At 62.3% G+C, this 20,524-nt stretch carries 17 protein-coding genes; all 17 read right to left on the bottom strand.

What is annotated here, in order from left to right; translation table 11 throughout:
- Positions 1-3: 3 nt before the first annotated feature.
- Entirely contained in the window at positions 4-1,254 is a 1,251-nt protein-coding gene (gene murA / locus AC3RCJ_RS00780) for a UDP-N-acetylglucosamine 1-carboxyvinyltransferase (protein WP_076569461.1), read from the bottom strand.
- Positions 1,255-1,258: 4 nt separating this feature from the next.
- A complete protein-coding gene (locus AC3RCJ_RS00785; protein ID WP_010402134.1) occupies positions 1,259-1,495 on the bottom strand; it encodes a BolA family protein in 237 nt (78 codons plus the stop codon).
- A gap of 46 nt (positions 1,496-1,541) precedes the next feature.
- The gene (locus AC3RCJ_RS00790; protein WP_076569463.1) at positions 1,542-2,303 is read right to left on the bottom strand and encodes an ABC transporter permease; all 762 of its coding nucleotides are present in this window, start codon (positions 2,301-2,303) and stop codon (positions 1,542-1,544) included.
- Positions 2,300-3,217, bottom strand: a complete 918-nt coding sequence (locus AC3RCJ_RS00795) for an ABC transporter ATP-binding protein (RefSeq protein ID WP_086147040.1) — start codon at positions 3,215-3,217, stop codon at positions 2,300-2,302. Before AC3RCJ_RS00795 ends, AC3RCJ_RS00790 begins: the two co-directional genes overlap by 4 nt.
- Positions 3,218-3,427: 210 nt before the next feature.
- The gene (locus AC3RCJ_RS00800; protein WP_492962039.1) at positions 3,428-3,775 is read right to left on the bottom strand and encodes an STAS domain-containing protein; all 348 of its coding nucleotides are present in this window, start codon (positions 3,773-3,775) and stop codon (positions 3,428-3,430) included.
- Positions 3,776-3,827: 52 nt separating this feature from the next.
- Complete coding sequence (locus AC3RCJ_RS00805) at positions 3,828-4,463, bottom strand: MlaC/ttg2D family ABC transporter substrate-binding protein (RefSeq protein ID WP_492962037.1); 636 nt, start codon at positions 4,461-4,463, stop codon at positions 3,828-3,830.
- A gap of 72 nt (positions 4,464-4,535) precedes the next feature.
- Positions 4,536-5,411, bottom strand: a complete 876-nt coding sequence (locus AC3RCJ_RS00810; RefSeq protein ID WP_492962035.1) for an MlaA family lipoprotein — start codon at positions 5,409-5,411, stop codon at positions 4,536-4,538.
- A complete protein-coding gene (gene mlaD / locus AC3RCJ_RS00815; protein ID WP_492962033.1) occupies positions 5,408-5,878 on the bottom strand; it encodes an outer membrane lipid asymmetry maintenance protein MlaD in 471 nt (156 codons plus the stop codon). The genes AC3RCJ_RS00810 and mlaD overlap by 4 nt, the downstream gene beginning before the upstream one ends.
- A gap of 80 nt (positions 5,879-5,958) precedes the next feature.
- Positions 5,959-6,741 (bottom strand): lipid asymmetry maintenance ABC transporter permease subunit MlaE, encoded by a 783-nt coding sequence (gene mlaE / locus AC3RCJ_RS00820; protein WP_492962031.1) that lies wholly within the window; start codon positions 6,739-6,741, stop codon positions 5,959-5,961.
- Entirely contained in the window at positions 6,738-7,547 is an 810-nt protein-coding gene (locus AC3RCJ_RS00825; RefSeq protein ID WP_492962030.1) for an ABC transporter ATP-binding protein, read from the bottom strand. Before AC3RCJ_RS00825 ends, mlaE begins: the two co-directional genes overlap by 4 nt.
- Positions 7,548-7,787: 240 nt before the next feature.
- Positions 7,788-9,251, bottom strand: coding sequence for a glutamate synthase subunit beta (locus tag AC3RCJ_RS00830; protein WP_492962028.1), 1,464 nt, complete (start codon positions 9,249-9,251; stop codon positions 7,788-7,790).
- Between the two features lie 67 nt (positions 9,252-9,318).
- Positions 9,319-14,019, bottom strand: coding sequence for a glutamate synthase-related protein (locus AC3RCJ_RS00835; RefSeq protein WP_492962026.1), 4,701 nt, complete (start codon positions 14,017-14,019; stop codon positions 9,319-9,321).
- A gap of 193 nt (positions 14,020-14,212) precedes the next feature.
- On the bottom strand, positions 14,213-14,920 hold the full coding sequence (locus AC3RCJ_RS00840) for a transposase (RefSeq protein WP_492962024.1): 708 nt from the start codon (positions 14,918-14,920) through the stop codon (positions 14,213-14,215).
- 133 nt (positions 14,921-15,053) lie between these two features.
- Entirely contained in the window at positions 15,054-15,200 is a 147-nt protein-coding gene (locus tag AC3RCJ_RS00845) for a hypothetical protein (RefSeq protein ID WP_492962022.1), read from the bottom strand.
- An 18-nt stretch (positions 15,201-15,218) separates the two neighbouring features.
- Positions 15,219-15,899, bottom strand: coding sequence for a response regulator transcription factor (locus tag AC3RCJ_RS00850; RefSeq protein WP_034753797.1), 681 nt, complete (start codon positions 15,897-15,899; stop codon positions 15,219-15,221).
- A gap of 83 nt (positions 15,900-15,982) precedes the next feature.
- A complete protein-coding gene (locus AC3RCJ_RS00855; protein ID WP_492962020.1) occupies positions 15,983-17,164 on the bottom strand; it encodes a PAS domain-containing sensor histidine kinase in 1,182 nt (393 codons plus the stop codon).
- Between the two features lie 50 nt (positions 17,165-17,214).
- Entirely contained in the window at positions 17,215-20,319 is a 3,105-nt protein-coding gene (locus AC3RCJ_RS00860) for a DEAD/DEAH box helicase (protein ID WP_492962018.1), read from the bottom strand.
- Between the last annotated feature and the right edge of the window lie 205 nt (positions 20,320-20,524).

The raw sequence follows: 20,524 nt of genomic DNA on the forward strand, positions 1-20,524 counted from the left end.
TTGTTATTTAATACGTACGATGTTCGCGCCGACGGCCGACAATTTCACTTCCATGCGGTCGTAGCCGCGGTCGAGGTGATAGATGCGGTCGATCAGGGTTTCGCCGTCGGCGGCCAGGGCCGCGATCACCAGCGAGGCCGAGGCGCGCAGGTCGGTCGCCATCACGGGCGCGCCGCGCAACTGCTTGACGCCGGCGATGATGGCCGTGTTGCCCTCGATGGTGATGTCGGCGCCCAGGCGGTTCATTTCCTGCACGTGCATGAAGCGGTTCTCGAAAATCGTCTCGGTGACGCGGCTGGCGCCATTGGCGATCGTATTGACGGCCATGAACTGCGCCTGCATGTCGGTCGGGAAGCCCGGGTATTCCGTGGTGCGGAAGCTGACGGGGTTCGGACGGGCCGACATTTCGGCGCGGATCCAGTCGGCGCCGAAGGTCATCGTCAGGCCCATGGCGCGCAGCTTGTCGAGCGCCGCGTCGAGGATGTCGGTACGCACGTTGCGCAAGGTGATGTCGCCGCCGGTGGCCGCCACGGCGCACAGGAAGGTACCGGTTTCGATGCGGTCGGCGATCACCGCGTGCGAGGCGCCGTGCAGGGCGTCGACGCCCTGGATCACCAGGCGGCTGGTGCCGATGCCGTCGATCTTCGCGCCCATGGCCACCAGCAGGTGGGCCAGGTCGGTCACTTCCGGCTCGCAGGCGGCGTTTTCCAGGATGGTCTCGCCTTCGGCCAGGGTCGCTGCCATCAGCAGATTCTCGGTGCCGGTGACGGTGATCATGTCGGTGACGATGCGCGCGCCTTTCAGCTTGGCGCACTTGGCGTAGATGTAGCCGGCCTCGATGCGGATCTCGGCGCCCAGCGCTTCCAGGCCCTTGATGTGCTGGTCGACGGGGCGCGAACCGATGGCGCAGCCGCCCGGCAGCGAGACCTTGGCTTCGCCGAAGCGCGCCAGCATGGGGCCCAGCACGAGGATCGAGGCGCGCATGGTTTTCACCAGTTCGTACGGCGCTTCCAGGGTGGTGATGGCGCTGCCGTTGAGGACCACGCGGTCGCCGTCCTGCTGCACTTTCAAGCCCGTCTGGCCCAGCAATTTGAGCATGGTGGCCACGTCGTGCAAATGCGGCACGTTCGTCAGGTCCAGGTCGCCCGCGGTCAACAGGCCCGCGCACAGGATGGGCAGGGCGGCGTTTTTCGCGCCGGAGATGGCGATGTCGCCGTTCAGGCGGTTGCCGCCGTTGATGAGGAGCTTGTCCATGTGCTTATCCTTGGAATTCTTCAGGTGTCAGGGTTTTCATCGACAGCGCGTGGATTTCCTCGCGCATGCGGTCGCCCAGCGCCGCGTAGACGATCTGGTGACGGGCGATCAGGCGCTTGCCGGCAAACGCGGGCGAGACGATCACGGCCTGGAAGTGCTGGCCATCGCCCTCCACTTCGAGGTGCGTGCATTCGAGGCCGGCCGACAGGTAGCCGTGGATCAGTTCTGGAGTGGTGGTCACGATAAGTCCTTGATATTGAATAATGTAGTGATGTGATGTGCCGCAATCAATGGCGCAAACGATAGCCGCTCTTCAGCAGGCGGATCGATGCCAGCGCCAGGATCACGAGGAAGCCGGCGACGATGGATAGGCTGAGCCACGGGCTGACGTCGGAGGTGCCGAAGAAGCCGTAGCGGAAGCCGTCGATCATGTAGAAGAAAGGGTTCAGGTGCGACACCGTCTGCCAGAACGCGGGCAGCGAGTGGATCGAATAGAACACGCCCGACAAAAAGGTGGCCGGCATGATCAAAAAGTTCTGGAAGGCGGCCAGCTGGTCGAATTTCTCGGCCCAGATGCCGGCGATCAGGCCCATGGTGCCCAGCATGGCGGCGCCGAGGAAGGCGAAGATGACGATCCACAGCGGCGCGACAAACGACAGGTCGGCGAACCAGCAGGTGATGGCAAACACGCCAAAGCCCACGGCCAGGCCGCGCGCGACGGAAGCGAGTACATACGCCGAGAAGATTTCCCAGTGCGACAGGGGCGTGAGCAGCACGAACACCAGGTTGCCCGTGATCTTGGACTGGATCAGCGAGGACGAGGAATTGGCAAACGCGTTTTGCAGCACGCTCATCATCACCAGGCCGGGAATCAGGAAGGCCGTGTAGCTGACGCCGGGGCTGGGCTCGACGCGGCCGTCGAGCACATGGCCGAACACCAGCAAATACAGCATCGACGTGAGCACGGGTGCGGCCACGGTTTGCGTCGCCACTTTCCAGAAGCGCAGCGTCTCTTTGTAGACGAGGGTGCGAAATCCTGTCGAAATCATACGGTACCTTTATCCATGATCTGCAAGAAGATATCTTCCAGGTCGGCTTGTTGCAATTGCATTTCATCGATCTCGACACCCGCTTCGCGCAGGCGGGCGAGGATTTTCTCGACTTCGCTGTATTCGTTGACGCGCAGGCTGAACTTGTTCGGCGCCTGCTGCTCTTCCGGGTGCAGCACCAGGTGCCGCAGGTCGGCCGGCAGGCTGCCGTTTTTCAGGTGCAGCTGCAGCTGCGAGCCGGCGATGCGGCGGATCAGCGCCGACATGGTATCGAGCGCCACCACCTTGCCGGTCTTCAGCATGGCCACGCGCTGGCACATGGCTTGCGCCTCTTCCAGGTAGTGGGTGGTCAGCACGACCGTGTGGCCGCCTTCGCGGTTCAGGCGCGAGATGAACTTCCACAGGGTCTGGCGCAGTTCCACGTCGACGCCGGCAGTCGGCTCATCGAGCACGATGACGGGCGGCTTGTGCACCAGCGCCTGCGCGACGAGCACGCGGCGCTTCATGCCGCCGGACAGGGCGCGCATGTTGGTGTCGGCCTTGCCGGTCAGGTCGAGGTTTTCCATGACCTCGTCGATCCACTTGTCGTTGTTCGGCAGGCCGAAGTAGCCGGACTGCAGGCGCAGGGTCTCGCGCACGGTGAAGAAGGGGTCGAACACCAGTTCCTGCGGCACCACGCCCAGGTTGCGGCGCGCGTTGCGGAAGTCCTTGACCACGTCGTGGCCATGGATCTTGACGGTGCCCGCGTCGGGCCGTATCAGGCCGGCGATGATGGAAATGAGGGTGGTCTTGCCGGCGCCGTTGGGACCGAGCAGGCCGAAAAACTCGCCCTCTTCGATGGCCAGCGACACGCCGCCCAGCGCCTTGAGCGATTTATAGCTCTTTTCTACATTCGTGATTTGAATTGCGGTCATGTGCTTGTTTCAAGTGTAATGCGTCTGGTGTGATGCGCCGGTGTCGGGGGTGCGGCAGCCGACAGGCCGGTGCAGGGCGCCGCCTTCGGGCGAGGATGGCGCAACAGTCAATTATAGTTGGAAAATTCGTGGAACACTTGGAGATCAATCCGGCGGCACTGCTGGCCTGGCGGCTTGAAAGCTACTGCTGATGCGGGGAGTGGGACAGGATCAATGATGATGCAGGTCGGACGGGCTGCGTTCGGCGATGCCGCCGGCGCTGGCGCAGTCGTCGGCGCTCAAGGTGCTCGAGACGAGCGAGCAGACGCCATACAACTTGGTGAGGTTTTTCAGATTGTTCGGCAGGTTTTTCAGCTCCAGCACGCCGCCCGCGTCCTGCGCGGCGCGTTGCCACGTCAGCATGACGGAGACGGCGGCCGAATCGACGGCCTTGACGTTGCGCAAGTCGAACTTCGTCTGGCCCGAGCGGATGGCGTCCAGGCCCTGCTCCAATGCCGAGGTGGCATTGTGCACGGTCAGGGAAGTCAGGGACTGCAAGGTGTCGAGAGAGTCGGGCATGGCGTCGGGCTGCGCTGGTCTGGAGCTGGGTCAGGAGCTATATGATAGCCGATTATTTGGCTTTGGCGGCAGGACGGCTGGCCAGTGCCTTGTTTTTTGCCGCCAGGGTCTTGATCAGGCCATCGATGCCGCCCTTGCTGATTTCGCTGGCAAAGCTGCTTTTGTAGGTTTCCACCAGCCACGCGCCCAGCACGTTGATGTCATAGATCTTCCAGCCGGACGGGGTTTTCGCCACGCGGTAGTTCAGGGGCACGGGTTCGCCGCGCGCCACGTTCACCTGCGAGCGCACTTCCACTTCCGTATCGCTCGGGTCGGCGCGCAGCGGCTTGAATTCCACGGTTTCGTTCTTGATCTGCGACAGGGCGCCCGAATACGTGTAGATCAGCAGGGTGCGGAATTCGGCGGCCAGCTGCTTTTGCTGGTCCGGCGTGGCGTCGCGCCAGTGGCGGCCGGCGGCCAGCGAGGTCATGCGCTGGAAATCCACGTACGGCAAGATCTTGCTTTCCACCAATTCGGTGACGCGCTTGATATCGCCGGCCTGGATGGCCTTGTCCGTCTTGGCCGTATCGATCACGTCCTGGCTGATGCGTTTTACCAACACATCCGGCGCTTCCACGGCGGGCGCGGCCTGGGTGGCGGTGGCAAAGGCGATGGTGGCCATCGCGAGCAATTGTTTCATCAATTTCATGGTTCTACCTTTCATGGTGTTGCTATGCACCGGCTGGCGCTGATCGCAGCCGTGGTGTTCTTGTACCGCAGTTTACTCCTGAGGCCTGGCCTCGGAAGCAACGGTATTGCTACCAGATGTTACGAGATCGGCGGCAGCGACCGGTTCGGCCGGGACGGCAGCCGCAGCCACCTGCGGCTGTTTCGCCTCGTCTTCCGATTCGTAGTAGCTGCTGTCGTTCTTCGGCACCTTGCGGTCGCGGCGGTCGGTATCACCATCGAAGACCTTGCTTTCGCGCGCCTGCAGGAAGCCGTCGCGGATGAATTCATAGCGGTCCAGCGCGGCCGCTTCCATCAGGTTCGTCGCGTCGAGCAGCGCGGCGCGCTTGTCGACCACGCGCGTCACCGTGCCGATATTGCGCACCGAGACAGGCTCCTTGTAGCGCCATGGGTCGCCCGTGATGTCGAGCGGCAGGGCGACCGTGTCGCGCACCGTCGATGGGCCCAGCAGCGGCAGCATCACGTAGGGGCCCGGCTGGACGCCGTACCAGCCCAGGGTCTGGCCAAAGTCTTCGTTATGCTTGGGAATGCCCGCCTGTGAAGCGATGTCGATCAGGCCGAAGATGCCGAAGGTCGAGTTCATGCTGACCCGCACGACGTCCTGCAGGCCCGCTTCGCCCTTGCCTTGCAGCAAATTATTCACGGCGCTCCACACGTCGGACAGGTTGCCGAAGAAGTTGCCCACGCCCGTCTGCACGAACGATGGCGTGACCGTCTTGTAGGCCGTGGCGGCCGGCTTGAGCGCCACCTGGTCGACGGTGTCGTTAAACTTGAACATCGCGCGGTTATACCCTTCCAGCGGGTCGCGCGGATTGCTGCCGGTGGCGCAAGCGCTCAGGGTGGCGGCGATGGCCAGGGCCAGGCCGATACGCGCCAGGCTGCCTTTGGTATTCATGGTCGACTCGCTCATTTGCTGTCCTTTCCTTCCGCTGCCTTGCTGTAGATGAACTGATTGATCAGGTCTTCCAGCACTGTGGCCGATTGAGTGCGGGCGATCTTGTCGCCCTCTGCCAGGTTGGCCAGATCACCGCCCGCTTCCAGGCCGATGTACTGCTCCCCCAGCAAACCGGCCGTCAGAATCTTGGCCGAGCTGTCTTTCGGAAATTTATAACCGTCTTCGATGTCGAGCTTGACCAACGCCTGGTAGGTCTTGTCGTCAAACGTGATCTGTGCCACCCGGCCCACCACCACGCCGGCGCCCTTGACGGGCGCTTGAGGCTTGAGGCCGCCGATATTGTCGAACTTGGCACTAATGGTATACGTCTTGCTGAACGACAGCGAGCTCATATTGCCAGCCTTGAGTGCCAGAAACATCAATGCCGCCACGCCCAGCAAGACGAACAAGCCAACCCAGACATCCAAAGATTTACGTTGCATAAACAATCCTAAATAATTTTTACTTGCCGCCACCTGTGCAGACACTGCCCAGGCGGCTAATTTTTACGCCGGTGACGGAATTACTTGCTAAACATCAACGCTGTCATCATGAAATCGAGCCACCACACCATCAGCGACGAAATAACAACAGTGCGCGTGGTGGCGCCCGACACGTCTTCCGGTGTCGGCTGCGCCTGGTAACCCTGGAACAGGGCGATGAAGGTCACCGCAATGCCGAACACCAGGCTCTTGATGGTGCCGTTGCCGACTTCTTTCCAGACATCGACGCCGCTTTGCATCTGCGACCAGAACGAACCTTCATCGACGCCGATCAACATCACGCCAACCAGGTAGCTGCCGATGATGCCGACGGCCGTGAAGATGGCGCCCAGGATAGGCATGGCGACCACGCCGGCCCAGAAACGGGGCGCCAGCACGCGCTGGATGGGGTTCACGGCCATCATTTCCATGGCCGACAACTGCTCGCCCGCCTTCATCAGGCCGATTTCCGCCGTCAGCGAGGTGCCCGCGCGGCCGGCGAACAGCAGCGCCGTGACGACGGGGCCCAGCTCGCGCGTCAGCGACAGCGCCACCAGCAGGCCCAGCGACTGCTCGGCGCCATACGTCGTCAGCGTGTAATAACCCTGCAAGCCCAGCACCATGCCGACGAACAGGCCGGACACGGCGGTAATCACCAGCGAGCGATTACCGATAAAAAACAGTTGCTCGATCACCAGGCGCGGACGGCGCCACAGGCCGCCCGAGGAGGCGATGATGAGAAAGAACGCACGCACGGCAAAGCCGAGGTCTTGTACCGAACGACGCAACCATGCTCCGATCGCCGCCAGGAAACGCGCGATCATCGGCCCGCTCCCGCATGCAGGCCCAGGTCGTCGGCCAGCGACTTGCCCGGATAGTGGAACGGCACCGGGCCATCGGCCTCGGCATTGACGAACTGCTTCACGTACGGATGCGTCGACACGGCCATCTCGGCCGGCGTACCGTGCGCCACAATCTTGCCCGATGACAGAAAATAGACATAATCAGCGATGGCAAAACACTCCTTTACATCGTGCGATACCAGGATAGACGTGGAGCCCAGCGCATCGTTCAGATTGCGGATCAAATTGGCCGTCACGCCCATGGAAATCGGGTCCAGGCCGGCGAACGGCTCGTCATACATGATCAATTCGGGGTCGAGCGCGATGGCGCGCGCCAGCGCGACGCGGCGGCCCATGCCGCCAGAAATCTCGGCCGGCTTCAATTGCGCCGCATTGCGTAAACCCACGGCGTGCAGCTTCATCAGCACCAGGGTGCGGATCAGCTCTTCATTGAGGTCCGTATGCTCGCGCAGCGGGAACGCCACGTTCTCGAACGCCGTCAAGTCCGTAAACAGCGCGCCGTGCTGGAACAGCATGCCCATCTTGCGGCGCAGCTGGTATAACTGCTCCGTCTTGAGCGTATGCACGATCTGGCCGTCGACATTGACGGAACCGGAGCCGGGGCGCAGCTGGCCGCCGATCAGGCGCAGTACGGTCGTCTTGCCACTGCCGGAACCACCCATGACGGCCACAACTTTTCCACGTGGGAAATCCATTTGAAGGCCCGATAAAATCGAACGCTCTCCATAGGCAAAGTGTAAATCACGGATTTCAACAAGATTTGGCACGACGAAGCTCACTATTTTAATGGCGTATTGTAGTGCAGAAACGCCAATCTCTGCTGAGACACCCCCTGGCACGGCCCGGGACAGGGGGAGAATACAACACTAATGAATCGAAAGTCAGATATTTTATTGTAAAAAACGCGAGCCTGCACGTGCGCCGCCCCCACAAACGGCGGCATGACGAAAAGAACAAAGGCCACGACGCATCGCGCGCCGTGGCCCTGGCTTGATCCAGCTCAAATCTTAGCGTGGCAGCAGCGACGATCCCATCAGGAAGGCATCGACGGCGCGCGCGCACTGGCGCCCTTCGCGGATGGCCCACACCACCAGCGACTGGCCACGGCGCATGTCACCGGCCGCAAACACTTTCGGCACCGACGTCTGGTAGCAGCCTTCGCCTTCCGTACTGGCCTTGACGTTGCCGCGCGCATCCGTATCGACGCCGAACGCTTCCAGCACTTGTTGCACAGGTGAAACAAAGCCCATGGCCAGGAAGACCAGGTCGGCCTTCATCTCGAATTCCGAGTTCGGCACTTCGCTCATCTTGCCGTCTTTCCATTCCACGCGGCAGGCGATCAGCTTTTCCACCTTGCCGCCCTTGCCTTCGAAACGCTTGGTGGCCACGGCCCAGTCGCGCTCGCAGCCTTCCTCGTGCGAGGACGAGGTGCGCAGCTTGGTCGGCCAGTACGGCCAGACCAGCGGCTTGTTTTCCTGTTCCGGCGGCTGCGGCATCAGTTCGAACTGGGCCACGGAAGCGGCGCCATGGCGGTTCGAGGTGCCGACGCAGTCGGAACCCGTGTCGCCGCCGCCGATCACCACCACGTGCTTGCCCGTGGCCTTGATCTGGTCCTTGAGCTTGTCGCCCGCGTTGACCTTGTTTTGCAGCGGCAGGAAATCCATGGCGAAGTGCACGCCTTTCAAGTCGCGGCCCGGCACGGGCAAGTCGCGCGGCTGCTCGGCGCCCCCGGCCATGATGACGGCGTCAAATTCTTTTTCCAGGTCTTCCGGGAAAATGGTTTCCTTGGCCCAGTTGTTCACATGGGCGGGGAAATCCTTGCCGACCAGTACGCTGGTGCGGAAGACCACGCCTTCGGCTTCCATCTGTTTTACGCGCAGGTCGATGTGCGATTTTTCCATCTTGAAGTCGGGAATGCCATAACGCAACAAACCACCGACCCGGTCGCTCTTTTCAAATACGGTGACGGCATGGCCGGCGCGCGCCAGCTGCTGCGCCGCCGCCAGGCCGGCGGGGCCGGAACCGACGATGGCCACTTTCTTGCCGGTACTGAAAGAGGCCGGCTGCGGCGTGACCCAGCCGTGCTCCCAGCCCATGTCGATGATCTTGTGTTCGATGGACTTGATGCCGACCGGATCTTCGTGGATGCCCAGGGTGCAGGCCGACTCGCACGGCGCCGGGCAGATGCGGCCCGTAAATTCCGGGAAATTATTCGTCGAATGCAGGGTATCGAGCGCTTCGCGGTAGGCGCCGCGATACACGAGGTCATTCCAGTCGGGAATGATGTTATTCACGGGGCAACCCGTGGTACAGAAGGGAATGCCGCAATCCATGCAGCGCGCGCCCTGCACGGTCGCCTGGGCGTCCGACAGGTGCAAGACGAATTCCTTGTAGTTCTTCAGGCGCGCGGCAGGCTCCAGATAGTGCTCGTCCTGGCGCTTGAATTCCATGAAGCCGGTAATTTTACCCACGATGTTTCCTTTGTATTTGGCTGGCGGGGAGCGGCCTGGCCGCTCCCGTATCATTGTTCTAGCTGGCTCAGGCGGCGACGGCCTGCACTTCCATGGCGGCATCGGCTGCCATTTCGATCAGTGCGCGCTTGTATTCGTTCGGGAAGACCTTCACGAACTTGCCGCGCGCCGCGGCCCAGTCGTCGAGCAGGACGCGGGCACGGGTGCTGCCCGTGTGCTTGAAGTGACGCTCGATCAGGCGCTTGAGGATCACTTCATCGGCTTCCGGCGCGCCGTCGCGGTGCTGGCTGTGCCAGGCGTCGCGGTCGACGTGCTGTTCCGCCGCCGACACGACCTTGTCCAGGCTGACCATGGCCGTGTTGCACTTGCTGGCAAAGTCGCCGGCCGGGTCATACACATAGGCGATGCCGCCCGACATGCCGGCCGCGAAGTTGCGTCCCGTGTTGCCCAGCACTACCACCGTGCCGCCCGTCATGTATTCGCAGCCATGGTCGCCCAGGCCCTCGACCACCGTGGTGGCGCCCGAGTTGCGCACGGCAAAACGTTCGCCGGCCACGCCATTGAAGAACGCTTCGCCGGCGATGGCGCCGTACAGCACCGTGTTGCCGATGATGATGTTGTCCACGGCCCAGCCGCGGAACTCGGTATTCGGCCGCACGATGATGCGCCCGCCCGACAGACCTTTACCCACGTAATCGTTGCCTTCACCCACCAGGTCGATCGTGATGCCGTGCGCCAGGAAGGCGCAGGCCGACTGGCCCGCCGTGCCTTGCAATTGGATGTGGATGGTGTCGTCCGGCAAGCCGGCATGGCCATATTTCTTCGCCACTTCGCCGGACAGCATGGTGCCCACCGTGCGGTTCAGGTTGCGCACGGGCGAGATGAACGAGACGCGCTCGCCCTTTTCCAGCGCCGCGCGCGCTTGCGCGATCAGCTTGTGGTCGAGCGCCTTTTCCAGCGCATGGTCCTGGAATTCCACGTGGCGGCAGGCTTGGCCACTTGGTGTTTCGGGCTTGTGGAAGATGGCCGAGAAGTCCAGGCCCTGCGCCTTCCAGTGCGAAATCGCCTTCGATTTGTCGAGCAGGTCGACTCTGCCGATCAGCTCGTCATACGTGCGGATGCCCAGCTGCGCCATCAATTGACGGGCTTCCTCGGCCACGAAGAAGAAGTAATTGACGACATACTCGGGCTTGCCCGAGAACTTGGCGCGCAAGACCGGGTCTTGCGTGGCCACGCCCACCGGACACGTATTCAAGTGGCATTTGCGCATCATGATGCAGCCTTCGACCACCAGCGGCGCCGTGGCGAAACCGATCTCGTCGGCGCCCAGCAGGGCGGCGATGACCACGTCGCGGCCCGTCTTCATCTGGCCGTCAGCCTGCACGCGGATACGGCTGCGCAAGCCATTCAAGACCAGCGTTTGTTGCGTTTCCGCCAGACCCAGCTCCCACGGCGTGCCCGCATGTTTCACGGACGACAAGGGCGAGGCGCCCGTGCCGCCGTCGTGGCCGGCGACGACCACGTGGTCGGCCTTGGCCTTGGTGACGCCGGCGGCCACCGTGCCGATGCCCACTTCGGACACCAGTTTCACGGAAATCGAGGCGCGCGGGTTGGCATTTTTTAAATCATGGATCAGCTGCGCCAGGTCTTCGATCGAATAGATGTCGTGGTGCGGCGGCGGCGAAATCAGGCCCACGCCCGGCACGGAAAAGCGCAGGCTGGCGATGTATTCGGACACCTTATGGCCCGGCAACTGGCCGCCTTCGCCCGGTTTCGCACCCTGCGCCATCTTGATCTGGATCTGGTCGGCCGAGTTCAGGTAGGCGGCCGTGACGCCGAAACGTCCCGACGCCACCTGCTTGATGCGCGAGCGCATGGAATCGCCTTCCTGCAGCGGAATGTCGACGACGATCTGCTCGGCGCCCACCACCGACGCCATGGTCTCGCCCTGGCGGATCGGGATGCCCTTCAATTCCTGCGTGTAGCGGTTCGGATCTTCGCCGCCCTCGCCCGTGTTCGACTTGCCGCCGATGCGGTTCATGGCGACCGCAAGCGTTGCGTGCGCTTCCGTGCTGATCGAACCGAGCGACATGGCGCCCGTGGCAAAACGCTTGACGATTTCCTTGGCCGGTTCCACTTCATCGAGCGCAATCGCCTTGGTCGGGTCGAGCTTGAACTCGAACAGGCCGCGCAAGGTCAGGTGACGACGGCTCTGGTCGTTGATGATTTGCGCGTACTCCTTATAGCTGGAGAAATTGTTGCTGCGCGTGGAATGCTGCAGCTTGGCAATCGCGTCCGGCGTCCACATGTGGTCTTCGCCGCGCACGCGGAATGCGTATTCGCCGCCCGCGTCGAGCTTATCCATCAGCACGGGATCGTTGCCGAAGGCCAGCGCGTGCAGGCGCAGCGCTTCTTCCGCCACTTCAAACACGCCGATGCCTTCCACGTTCGAGGCCGTGCCCTTGAAGTACTTGTCCACCAGCGACTTGTTCAGGCCGATGGCTTCGAAGATTTGCGCGCCGCAGTAGGACATATACGTGGAAATGCCCATCTTCGACATGACCTTCATCAAGCCCTTGCCGACCGCCTTCGTGTAGTTGTAGATGGCCTTGTCACCGGACAAGTCACCGGGCAAGCCGTGCGCCATCTCGGCCAGGGTTTCCATGGCCAGATACGGGTGGACGGCTTCCGCGCCATAGCCCGCGAGCAGGGCGAAGTGATGCGTTTCGCGGGCCGAGCCCGTTTCCACGACGAGGCCGGTGGACGCGCGCAAACCCTTGCTCACCAAGTGCTGGTGCACGGTGGAGGTGGCCAGCAGCGCCGGGATCGCCACCTGGTCGGCGCAGATGGCGCGGTCCGAGACGATCAAAATATTGTGGCCGGATTTCACGGCATCGACGGCTTCCGCGCACAGCGAGGCCAGGCATGCTTCCACGCCTTCCTTGCCCCAGGCCAGCGGGTAGCAGATATCAAGTTCGTACGACTTGAACTTGCCGCCCGTGTGGGCGCTGATGTTGCGCAGCCGCGCCATGTCGTCAAAGCCCAGCACCGGCTGCGATACTTCCAGGCGCATCGGCGGGTTGACGTTGTTGGTGTCGAGCAAGTTCGGTTTCGGGCCGATGAACGAGACCAGCGACATCACCATCGCTTCGCGGATCGGGTCGATCGGCGGATTCGTCACTTGCGCGAACAACTGCTTGAAGTAGTTATACAAAGGCTTCAATTTGTTCGACATGACGGCCAGCGGCGAGTCATTGCCCATCGAACCCGTCGCCTCTTCGCCGGCCAGGGCCATCGGCGCCATGAGGAATTTCAAGTCTTCCTGCGTATAGCCGAACGCCTGCTGGCGGTCCAGCAACGATGGCTGGGCTTTTTCGCCCTGCGCGCGGTCCTGCTTCGCCTGTCCTTCGGCCAGCTTGATCTCGTCGAGCTTGATGCGCACCGAGTTGATCCACGCCTTGTACGGCTTGGCGTTGGCATAGGTGTTTTTCAGTTCCTGGTCGTCGATGATGCGGCCCGCTTCCAGGTCGATCAGGAACATCTTACCGGGCTGCAAACGCCATTTCTGGATGATTTTCGATTCCGGGATCGGCAACACGCCCGATTCCGACGCCATCACCACCAGGTCGTCGTCCGTGACGATGTAGCGGGCCGGACGCAAGCCGTTGCGGTCCAGCGTGCCGCCGATATGGCGGCCATCCGTAAACGCCATGGCGGCGGGGCCGTCCCACGGTTCCATCATGGCCGCATGGTATTCATAGAAGGCGCGGCGGTTGTCATCCATCGTCGTGTGGTTTTCCCACGCTTCCGGAATCATCATCATCATCGCCTGGGCGATCGGGTAGCCGGCCATCAACAGCAGTTCCAGCGCATTGTCGAAGCACGCCGTGTCGGACTGGCCTTCATAGATCAGCGGGAACAGCTTTTGCAGGTCGTCGCCCAGCACGGCCGACTTCATCACGCCTTCGCGCGCGCGCATCCAGTTGAAGTTGCCCTTCACCGTGTTGATCTCGCCATTGTGCGCGATCAAACGGTAAGGGTGGGCCAGCGGCCATTCGGGGAAAGTATTCGTCGAGAAACGCTGGTGCACCAGGGCCAGGGCCGAGATGCAGCGCGCATCCTGCAAGTCCTTGTAATACACGCCCACCTGGTCGGCCAGCAGCAAACCTTTATAGACGATGGTACGCGCCGACATCGACGGCACGAAGAATTCCTTGCCGTGCAGCAGTTTCAAGGCCTGGATGGCGTGGCCCGACGATTTGCGGATCACATACAGTTTGCGCTCGAGCGCGTCGGTGACCATGATGTCCGGGCCGCGGCCGATGAAAATCTGGCGGATGACCGGTTCCTTGGCGCGCACGGTGGGCGACATCGGCATGTCCGTATCGATGGGCACGTTGCGCCAGCCCAGCACGACCTGGCCCTCGATGCGCACGGCGCGTTCGATTTCCTGTTCGCAGGCGATGCGCGACGCGTGTTCCTTCGGCAAGAAGACCATGCCCACGCCGTATTCGCCAGGCGGCGGCAATTCCACGCCCTGCTTGGCCATTTCTTCGCGGTAATACTGATCGGGAATCTGGATCAGGATGCCGGCGCCATCGCCCATCAGCGCATCGGCGCCCACGGCGCCCCGGTGATCGAGGTTTTTCAGAATCAGCAAACCCTGTTCGACGATCGAATGGGTCTTGTTGCCCTTGATATGGGCGACGAAACCGACGCCGCAGGCATCGTGTTCATTGGCTGGGTCGTACAGGCCTTGCGCTTTCATGGGCTTCTCCGCTGCATATGACTATCGAAAAACTAGAGTAGTGCAACGCAACAAAAAACTCAACTAGAATAATTAGGGTCGGAGTCGAATTAAATTCTATTCCGTCGCTCTAAAAATTTAATAGGGACATAGTCGCAAGCATTTCAATAAAACGTCAGAAACAAACCACTTTTGTTTTAAATGCGAATGCTTTTCAATTGGCGTCGGCGTCGGCGACGCTTTTGCGGGGACGTCCGCGCTTGGCAGGCAACACTTGCCGCTGCATTTTCTGCTCCAGCGCCTGCTTGAAAGCGTCGGAACCCAGGGGCCAGCCCTTCAATACAGCCTGTTCCACCACCTTGACCTGGCTGCTGCCCAGGCCCTGCTCGACCAGGCGCAGATACGCCGCCTCGCGGTCGAACGGCGTATTGCCCAGCGCCCAGTACAGCGCGTGGTCGGTGATGACGGGATCGGGCCGCACGCCCGCATGATGGGCATAGCTGGACCAGGCATGCTCGAGCGCCTGCGCCGCCAGCCCCGTCTGCACGGGCACGCATTCGAGGTAGCGGCAGCAAGTGAGGAAGAAATTGTCGGGATCGATGACGGACGTTTTGTAGCGTCCCTGCCACAACGCCCCTTCGCGGCCGTATTTCTGATTGAAATACGGCACGTAATAGCGTCCCAGCCACTGCATCAGCTGCCCCAGGCCCGTCGCATCGGCTGGCGTGGCCAGCAAATGTAGCTGATCAGGCAATAAAACATAGGCGTGGATGGCCACCTTGAACATTTTCGCGCCTGTTTTCAGCCAGGACAAAAATTGCGCGTAGTCGGCCGCGTCCTGGAACACGGCTTGGCGGTTGCTGCCGCGCTGGATCACGTAATGGGGCAGTGCTGGAATGATGAGACGGGGCAAACGGGCCATGGCAAGTGTCAGTAAATATAGGCTAAGGCCTTGATTTTACACACTCCGGAGCGCAGGACGCGACTCTGACCCTGTTTTATTGAAAATACCGAAAAAAACGATGGACTCTGTCCCTGAATTATCTTGCAGGAGACTAGACACCTTCGCAGGCGGCAAGTTGGTAGTCCCAGCGACCACCCTGATCGAGGCAACTATCGATTTTCCACTCCTTGCGCAGCCAGAGCGCGGCACTGGCCAGTGCAACGATCAACAACAGGCCAGACAGGAATCGCCGTTTCATGCTGGCCGCCTCTGGCGGTCAGGACAGATTAAAACTGGCCGACAGGCTGTAGCCCTCGCCATACGCGCTGCGCAGCGGCAAGTCCTGGCCCAGGCCCGTCTTGGCTTTCTTGCGCAGCCGGTACACGAGCATGTCGACCCGGCGGCCCGCATCGGGGTCTTCGCCGCCCATGCCGGCCACGATGACGTCGCGCGGCACGGGGCGGGTGTTGATGGTCAGCAAGTGCAGGAAGTTGAATTCTTTTTCAGTCAGGGCGATGACGGCGCCCATCAGCTCAAGTTGGCGAGCACTTACTTTCAAGGTCCACTTGCCAGGCTCGGGCACGGGGTCTTGCGGCCCCACGCGGCGGTCGAGCGCCTCGATGTGGGCGGCCAGTTCGGGAAACTTGATCGGCTTGGTCAGATAGTGATCGGCGCCCAGGCGCAAACCGAGGATGCGGCTGTCGAAGGCGACGCGCCCCGTCAGCACCAGCACGCCGATTTGCGGATACAGCTGGCGCATGCGGGGAATGACATTGAAGCCGTCCTCATCGGGCAAGCCCAGGTCCAGCACGACCACGCCGACATTGCCATGGCTCAAAGCCGTCCACATGCCGCCAGCGGAACTGGTGATATGGACTTCGTGTTCGAGCTCCACCAGGAACTCCGCCATGTCTTCGGCGTAGTCCAGATTGTCTTCGACGATCAATATTTTCGTCATTGCTACGCCATTCTTTGTTAGTAAGCAAACCGTGGGCAAACCATGCCATTCACTTCTGCACCATGATGGACGGCGTAATAGGTTTACGTCAAGGAATTATCACGGTTGACTTCAGAGGAAGCAAGGCTTTTCCTTGTATAGACAGGGAGCGGCAGCCAAATGCGGAAAATGGCGCCGCCTTCGGCTAGATTATGCCCGTGCAGGCTGCCGCCGTGCACCTCCACCACGGCACGCGCCATGTACAGACCCAGGCCCGCGCCGGCATGCGTGGCATAGCTTCCACGGAAACCTTTATCGAACAGCTGCGCCAGTTCTTCTTCCCGCAAGCCGGGCCCCGCATCGCGCACGCACAGGGCCACGCCGCCCTCGGGCACCAGCCTGGCCGACACGATGATGCTGCTGCCCGGCGGGCTGAACTTGACGGCGTTATCGAGCAGGATTTTCAGGCACAGGGCCATGCCCGGCACGTCGCAGCGCAGTTTGGCCGGCAAGTCTTCGTCGAGCTCCAGCCGCACCGGGTGGCTGGCGGGCACGCCGGCGGCCGCCTGCTGCAGCAAGGCCAGCGGCGCGATGCCGTCGGCGGCCCGCTCGCGGCCGATGGCCGCCATGCGTTCGGGCGACAGATAGTCGGCTATCATGCCCAGCAGGCGGTCGACGGCCGTCTGGATTTTCACATAGCGCTTGCGCGTGGCCTCGTCGGCGTCTTGCGACGTCGAGACGAGGCGCTGGATGGCGCCATCGATGGTGGCCAGCGGCGTGCGGAATTCATGCGACAGCATCGAGGCGAAGCGCTTCTGCTCCTTTTCGCGCTCGGCGTCCCGCGCGTGCGCCTGCGTCATGTCGCGCACCGTGCCGACGATGCTCATGCCATGGCCCGCCTGGCCCGGGACGATGGTCGAGCTGATTTCCAGTGCCAGCAGGTGGCCGTCGGCATGCGGCAATTCCACTTCGCGCAGCAGCGTCAACCGGCTGGCATCGCCCGCGCGCCAGCGCTGCAGGCGGGCCGGCACCTCGGCCGCCAGGCGTGCCGCGTGCTCGTGCAGGGTGGGCGCGTCGTAACCCGTCATGCGCTGCGCTGCGGGACTGATGTAGCTCAATTCCAGGGTCTCGGCATCGAGCAGGAAGGCCGCGTCGCGGCCGTGTTCAAGCAGCAGGCGGAACCGCGCCTCGCCGGCCCGCGCGCGCAACAGGGCGCGGCGCAACTGGACAAAGCGCAGCGCCATCAGGATGGCGCCGGCAAGCAGCAAAAGTAGAATGGGCAGCATGCGTTACACCTGGCAAGAAAGAATTGCCAAGTATAGAGCCAGCCGCGCCGTTAATCTTCCAGCGGCGCGAAAATCTGCTGCAAGTCTTCCTGCGTGAGGGCCATCTTCTGCGATTCGCCTTCGGCCAGGATCGATTGCGCCAGCTCCGATTTCTTTTGCTGCAGCAGCTGGATCTTTTCTTCCAGCGTGCCCTTCGCGATCAATTTGTAGACGAACACGGGCTTGTCCTGGCCGATGCGCCAGGCGCGGTCCGTGGCCTGGTTTTCCGCCGCCGGGTTCCACCACGGATCGTAGTGGATGACCGTGTCGGCCGCCGTCAGGTTCAGGCCCACGCCGCCCGCCTTCAGGCTGATCAGGAAGATCGGCACGGCGCCCTGCTGGAAGGCCGCCACTTGCGCGCCGCGGTCTTTCGTTTCGCCCGTCAGCAGGGCGTAGGGAATGTCGCGCGATTCGAGTTCTTCCTCGATCAATTCCAGCATGCTGGTAAATTGCGAGAAGACGAGGATCTTGCGCCCTTCGTCGAGCAAGTCTTCCACCATCTGCATCAGGTCGAGCAGCTTGGCCGAACCGGCCGACTGCTTCTTCGCCGGCAGCGATTTGACCAGGCGCGGGTCGCAGCACACTTGCCGCAGTTTCAGCAGCGCTTCCAGGATGACGATCTGGCTGCGCGCCACGCCCTTCTTGTCGATTTCTTCGCGCACCTTTTGATCCATCGCAAGACGCACGGTTTCATACAGGTCGCGTTGCGGTCCTGTCAGCTCCACCTTGCGCACCATTTCCGTCTTCGGCGGCAGTTCCTTGGCCACATTGTCCTTCGTGCGGCGCAGCAGGAACGGTTTGATGCGGCGGTTCAGCAGCATGCGGCGCAGCGGGTCGTCCTGGCGCTCGATCGGATGGCGGAACTGCGTATTGAAGGTCTTCTCGTCGCCCAGCAAGCCCGGCAACAGGAAGTGGAATTGCGACCACAATTCGCCCAAATGGTTTTCCAGCGGCGTGCCGGACAAGCACAGGCGGTGGCGCGCGCGCAGCAAGCCCGCGCTTTGCGCCGCCTTGCTGCGCGTATTCTTGATGTAGTGCGATTCATCGAGGATGACCAGGTGGAAATCGTGCTCGCGCAGCTTTTCCTCGTCGCGCGGCAGCAGCGCGTAGGTCGTCAACACCAGGTCGCAATCGTCGATCTGGTCGAACTGCTGGGCGCGGTCCTTGCCCTGCAGCAGCAGCACCTTCAGGCCGGGCGCGAACTTGGCCGCCTCGTCCTGCCAGTTGCCCATCAAGCTGGTCGGCGCGATCACCAGGGCCGGATGCGTGAGGCGGCCCGCTTCCTTTTCCACCAGGATATGTGCCAGCGTCTGCACGGTCTTGCCGAGGCCCATGTCATCGGCCAGGATGCCGGCCAGGTCGTGGTCGCGCAGGAATTGCATCCACGCCAGGCCATCGGCCTGGTAATCGCGCAGGGTCGCCTGCAAGCCAGCAGGGGCCGCCACTTTTTGCACCGAACCGAACTGGCTCAGCTTGCGGCCCATGGCGCGCAATTGCTCGCCGCCCATCCATTGCATGTCCAGGCCGCGCGCCAGGTCTTCCAGGCGCGCCGCGTCCAGGGTCGACATGCGCACCGCGTACTTGATCTTGTCGCTGAAATACAGTTCGCCCAGGGTATTGAGGATGGGCCGCACCCTGCCCCACGGCAGCGCGACGCGCGTGCCGTCCGGCAAGGTCGCCAGCATCTGGTCATCGTCCGCATGCGCCTCGATGACTTTCGGATTGAAGTCGTTGGGCGCGTTGCGGATCAGCTGCACCAGCACGGGCAGCAGCGGCACTCTTTCCTGGTTGACGACGATGCCCAGTTCCAGTTCGAACCAGGCATTGCCGCTGTCCGGGTCCTGGTCGTCGATCTCCGCGTACCAGTCGCCCACGTCGCTCACGTCGTAACGGTACTTGGCCGTCTTTTCCACGATCCAGCCCTGTTCCAGCAAGGCCTCGATGCCGGTGTCGGCAAAGCGCAGCCATGCCGCCTGCGTGGGCAGCAGCAGGGCGCCCTTCAAGCCGCTCAGCGGGGCGGAAGCGGGCTTCTTGAATTGCAGCTCGGCCAGGGTCGCCAGCGCGCGCGCCTCGTCCGCCGTATTGCGCTGGATAATTTCCGTCACCTCGCCCACCTGGCGCACCACGCGCTGGGCCGGGTCGAACGAGACTCTTTCGCCATCGTAATCGTAGGACAGCACGGCAAAGTCATGCCAGCGCTGCAGGCTGCCATCGGCCAGCATGGCGCTATCGAGCAGCAGCACCGGTTGCGCGCGCACATCCTTGCGCAAGCGCTGCGGCAACGGTTGCGGCAGCGGCATCAAATGCTGCAAGCCCTGCGCCAGCAGCAGTTGCGACACGCGCACCTTGTCGTTCGCGTTCAGGGGCGGCGCCTGCGCCACCAGCGCCTGCAGGTCGGCCAGGGAAATCTCGGAGCCGCCCTGGTTCAGTTCCAGCACGCCGCACGACAGGTTGTCGATGTACCACGGCGGATCGGTGGGCAGCATGTAGTCGATCTGGTCGGCGCCATGGTGCTTCGCGCCTTCCGGCGGATCGACTTGCCAGCCCAGGCGCATGGTCTTGCCCTCGTCGCGCCAGAACAGGCGCGCCGGACGCACGGGACCTTCCTTCAAGGGATACACGAGACCGTTGCCGACGTCGGCCCAGGAATTGGCCCACAACAGCTTGTCTTGCTCGGCCAGCATTTTCAGCAGGGCCGCGCCCACCTTGCCCTTCGGCTCCGTGGCGCTGCCCGTCTGCGAATTCTGGCCGCTGCGCATGGCCACGAAGAAGCGCACGAGGTCTTCGTCGGCGGGCGTCAAAAACGTAGGCGGCGCCGACAGCAGCGAAAAGATCTCGCTGATGGGCGAGGCCGCCGCCACGTCGCCGTTCGGCCGCAGGCGCGCCTTGTACAGGCACAGGGCCACGTGGCGGCCGCCGCTGGTAGGGGCCAGCACGTAGATCAATCGATGCTGGTTGAGTTTGGGATCAGGCTCGGCAATGGTCAGCACGGCCTTCGGATGAGCGGCCGCCTCCACCCGCTGCAGCCAGGTGGCCACGGCATACGGCAAAGGCGCTCCCGGGCTACTTGCCGGGGCAACTGGGGTTTCACTGGTTTCGTCGCGGGTAAAATCCATGGGGCGCATTATTGTGTAAAGGTCGTATCCAAATCGGCAACAGGCAATATTATCCGCCATACAGGCCTTGCTGGCTTGATTCACACACGCTCTTTGAGCAGTTTTAATGCGCGATGCCTAAAAAATAAGTATGTAATACGACACTTGGGGTCCGCTGGCGGAAAAAAAGGCCCGTCATGGGCCTTTTTTGCACCGCCTGTGGAGG

The organism is Janthinobacterium sp. GW822-FHT07H11, assembly GCF_058798615.1.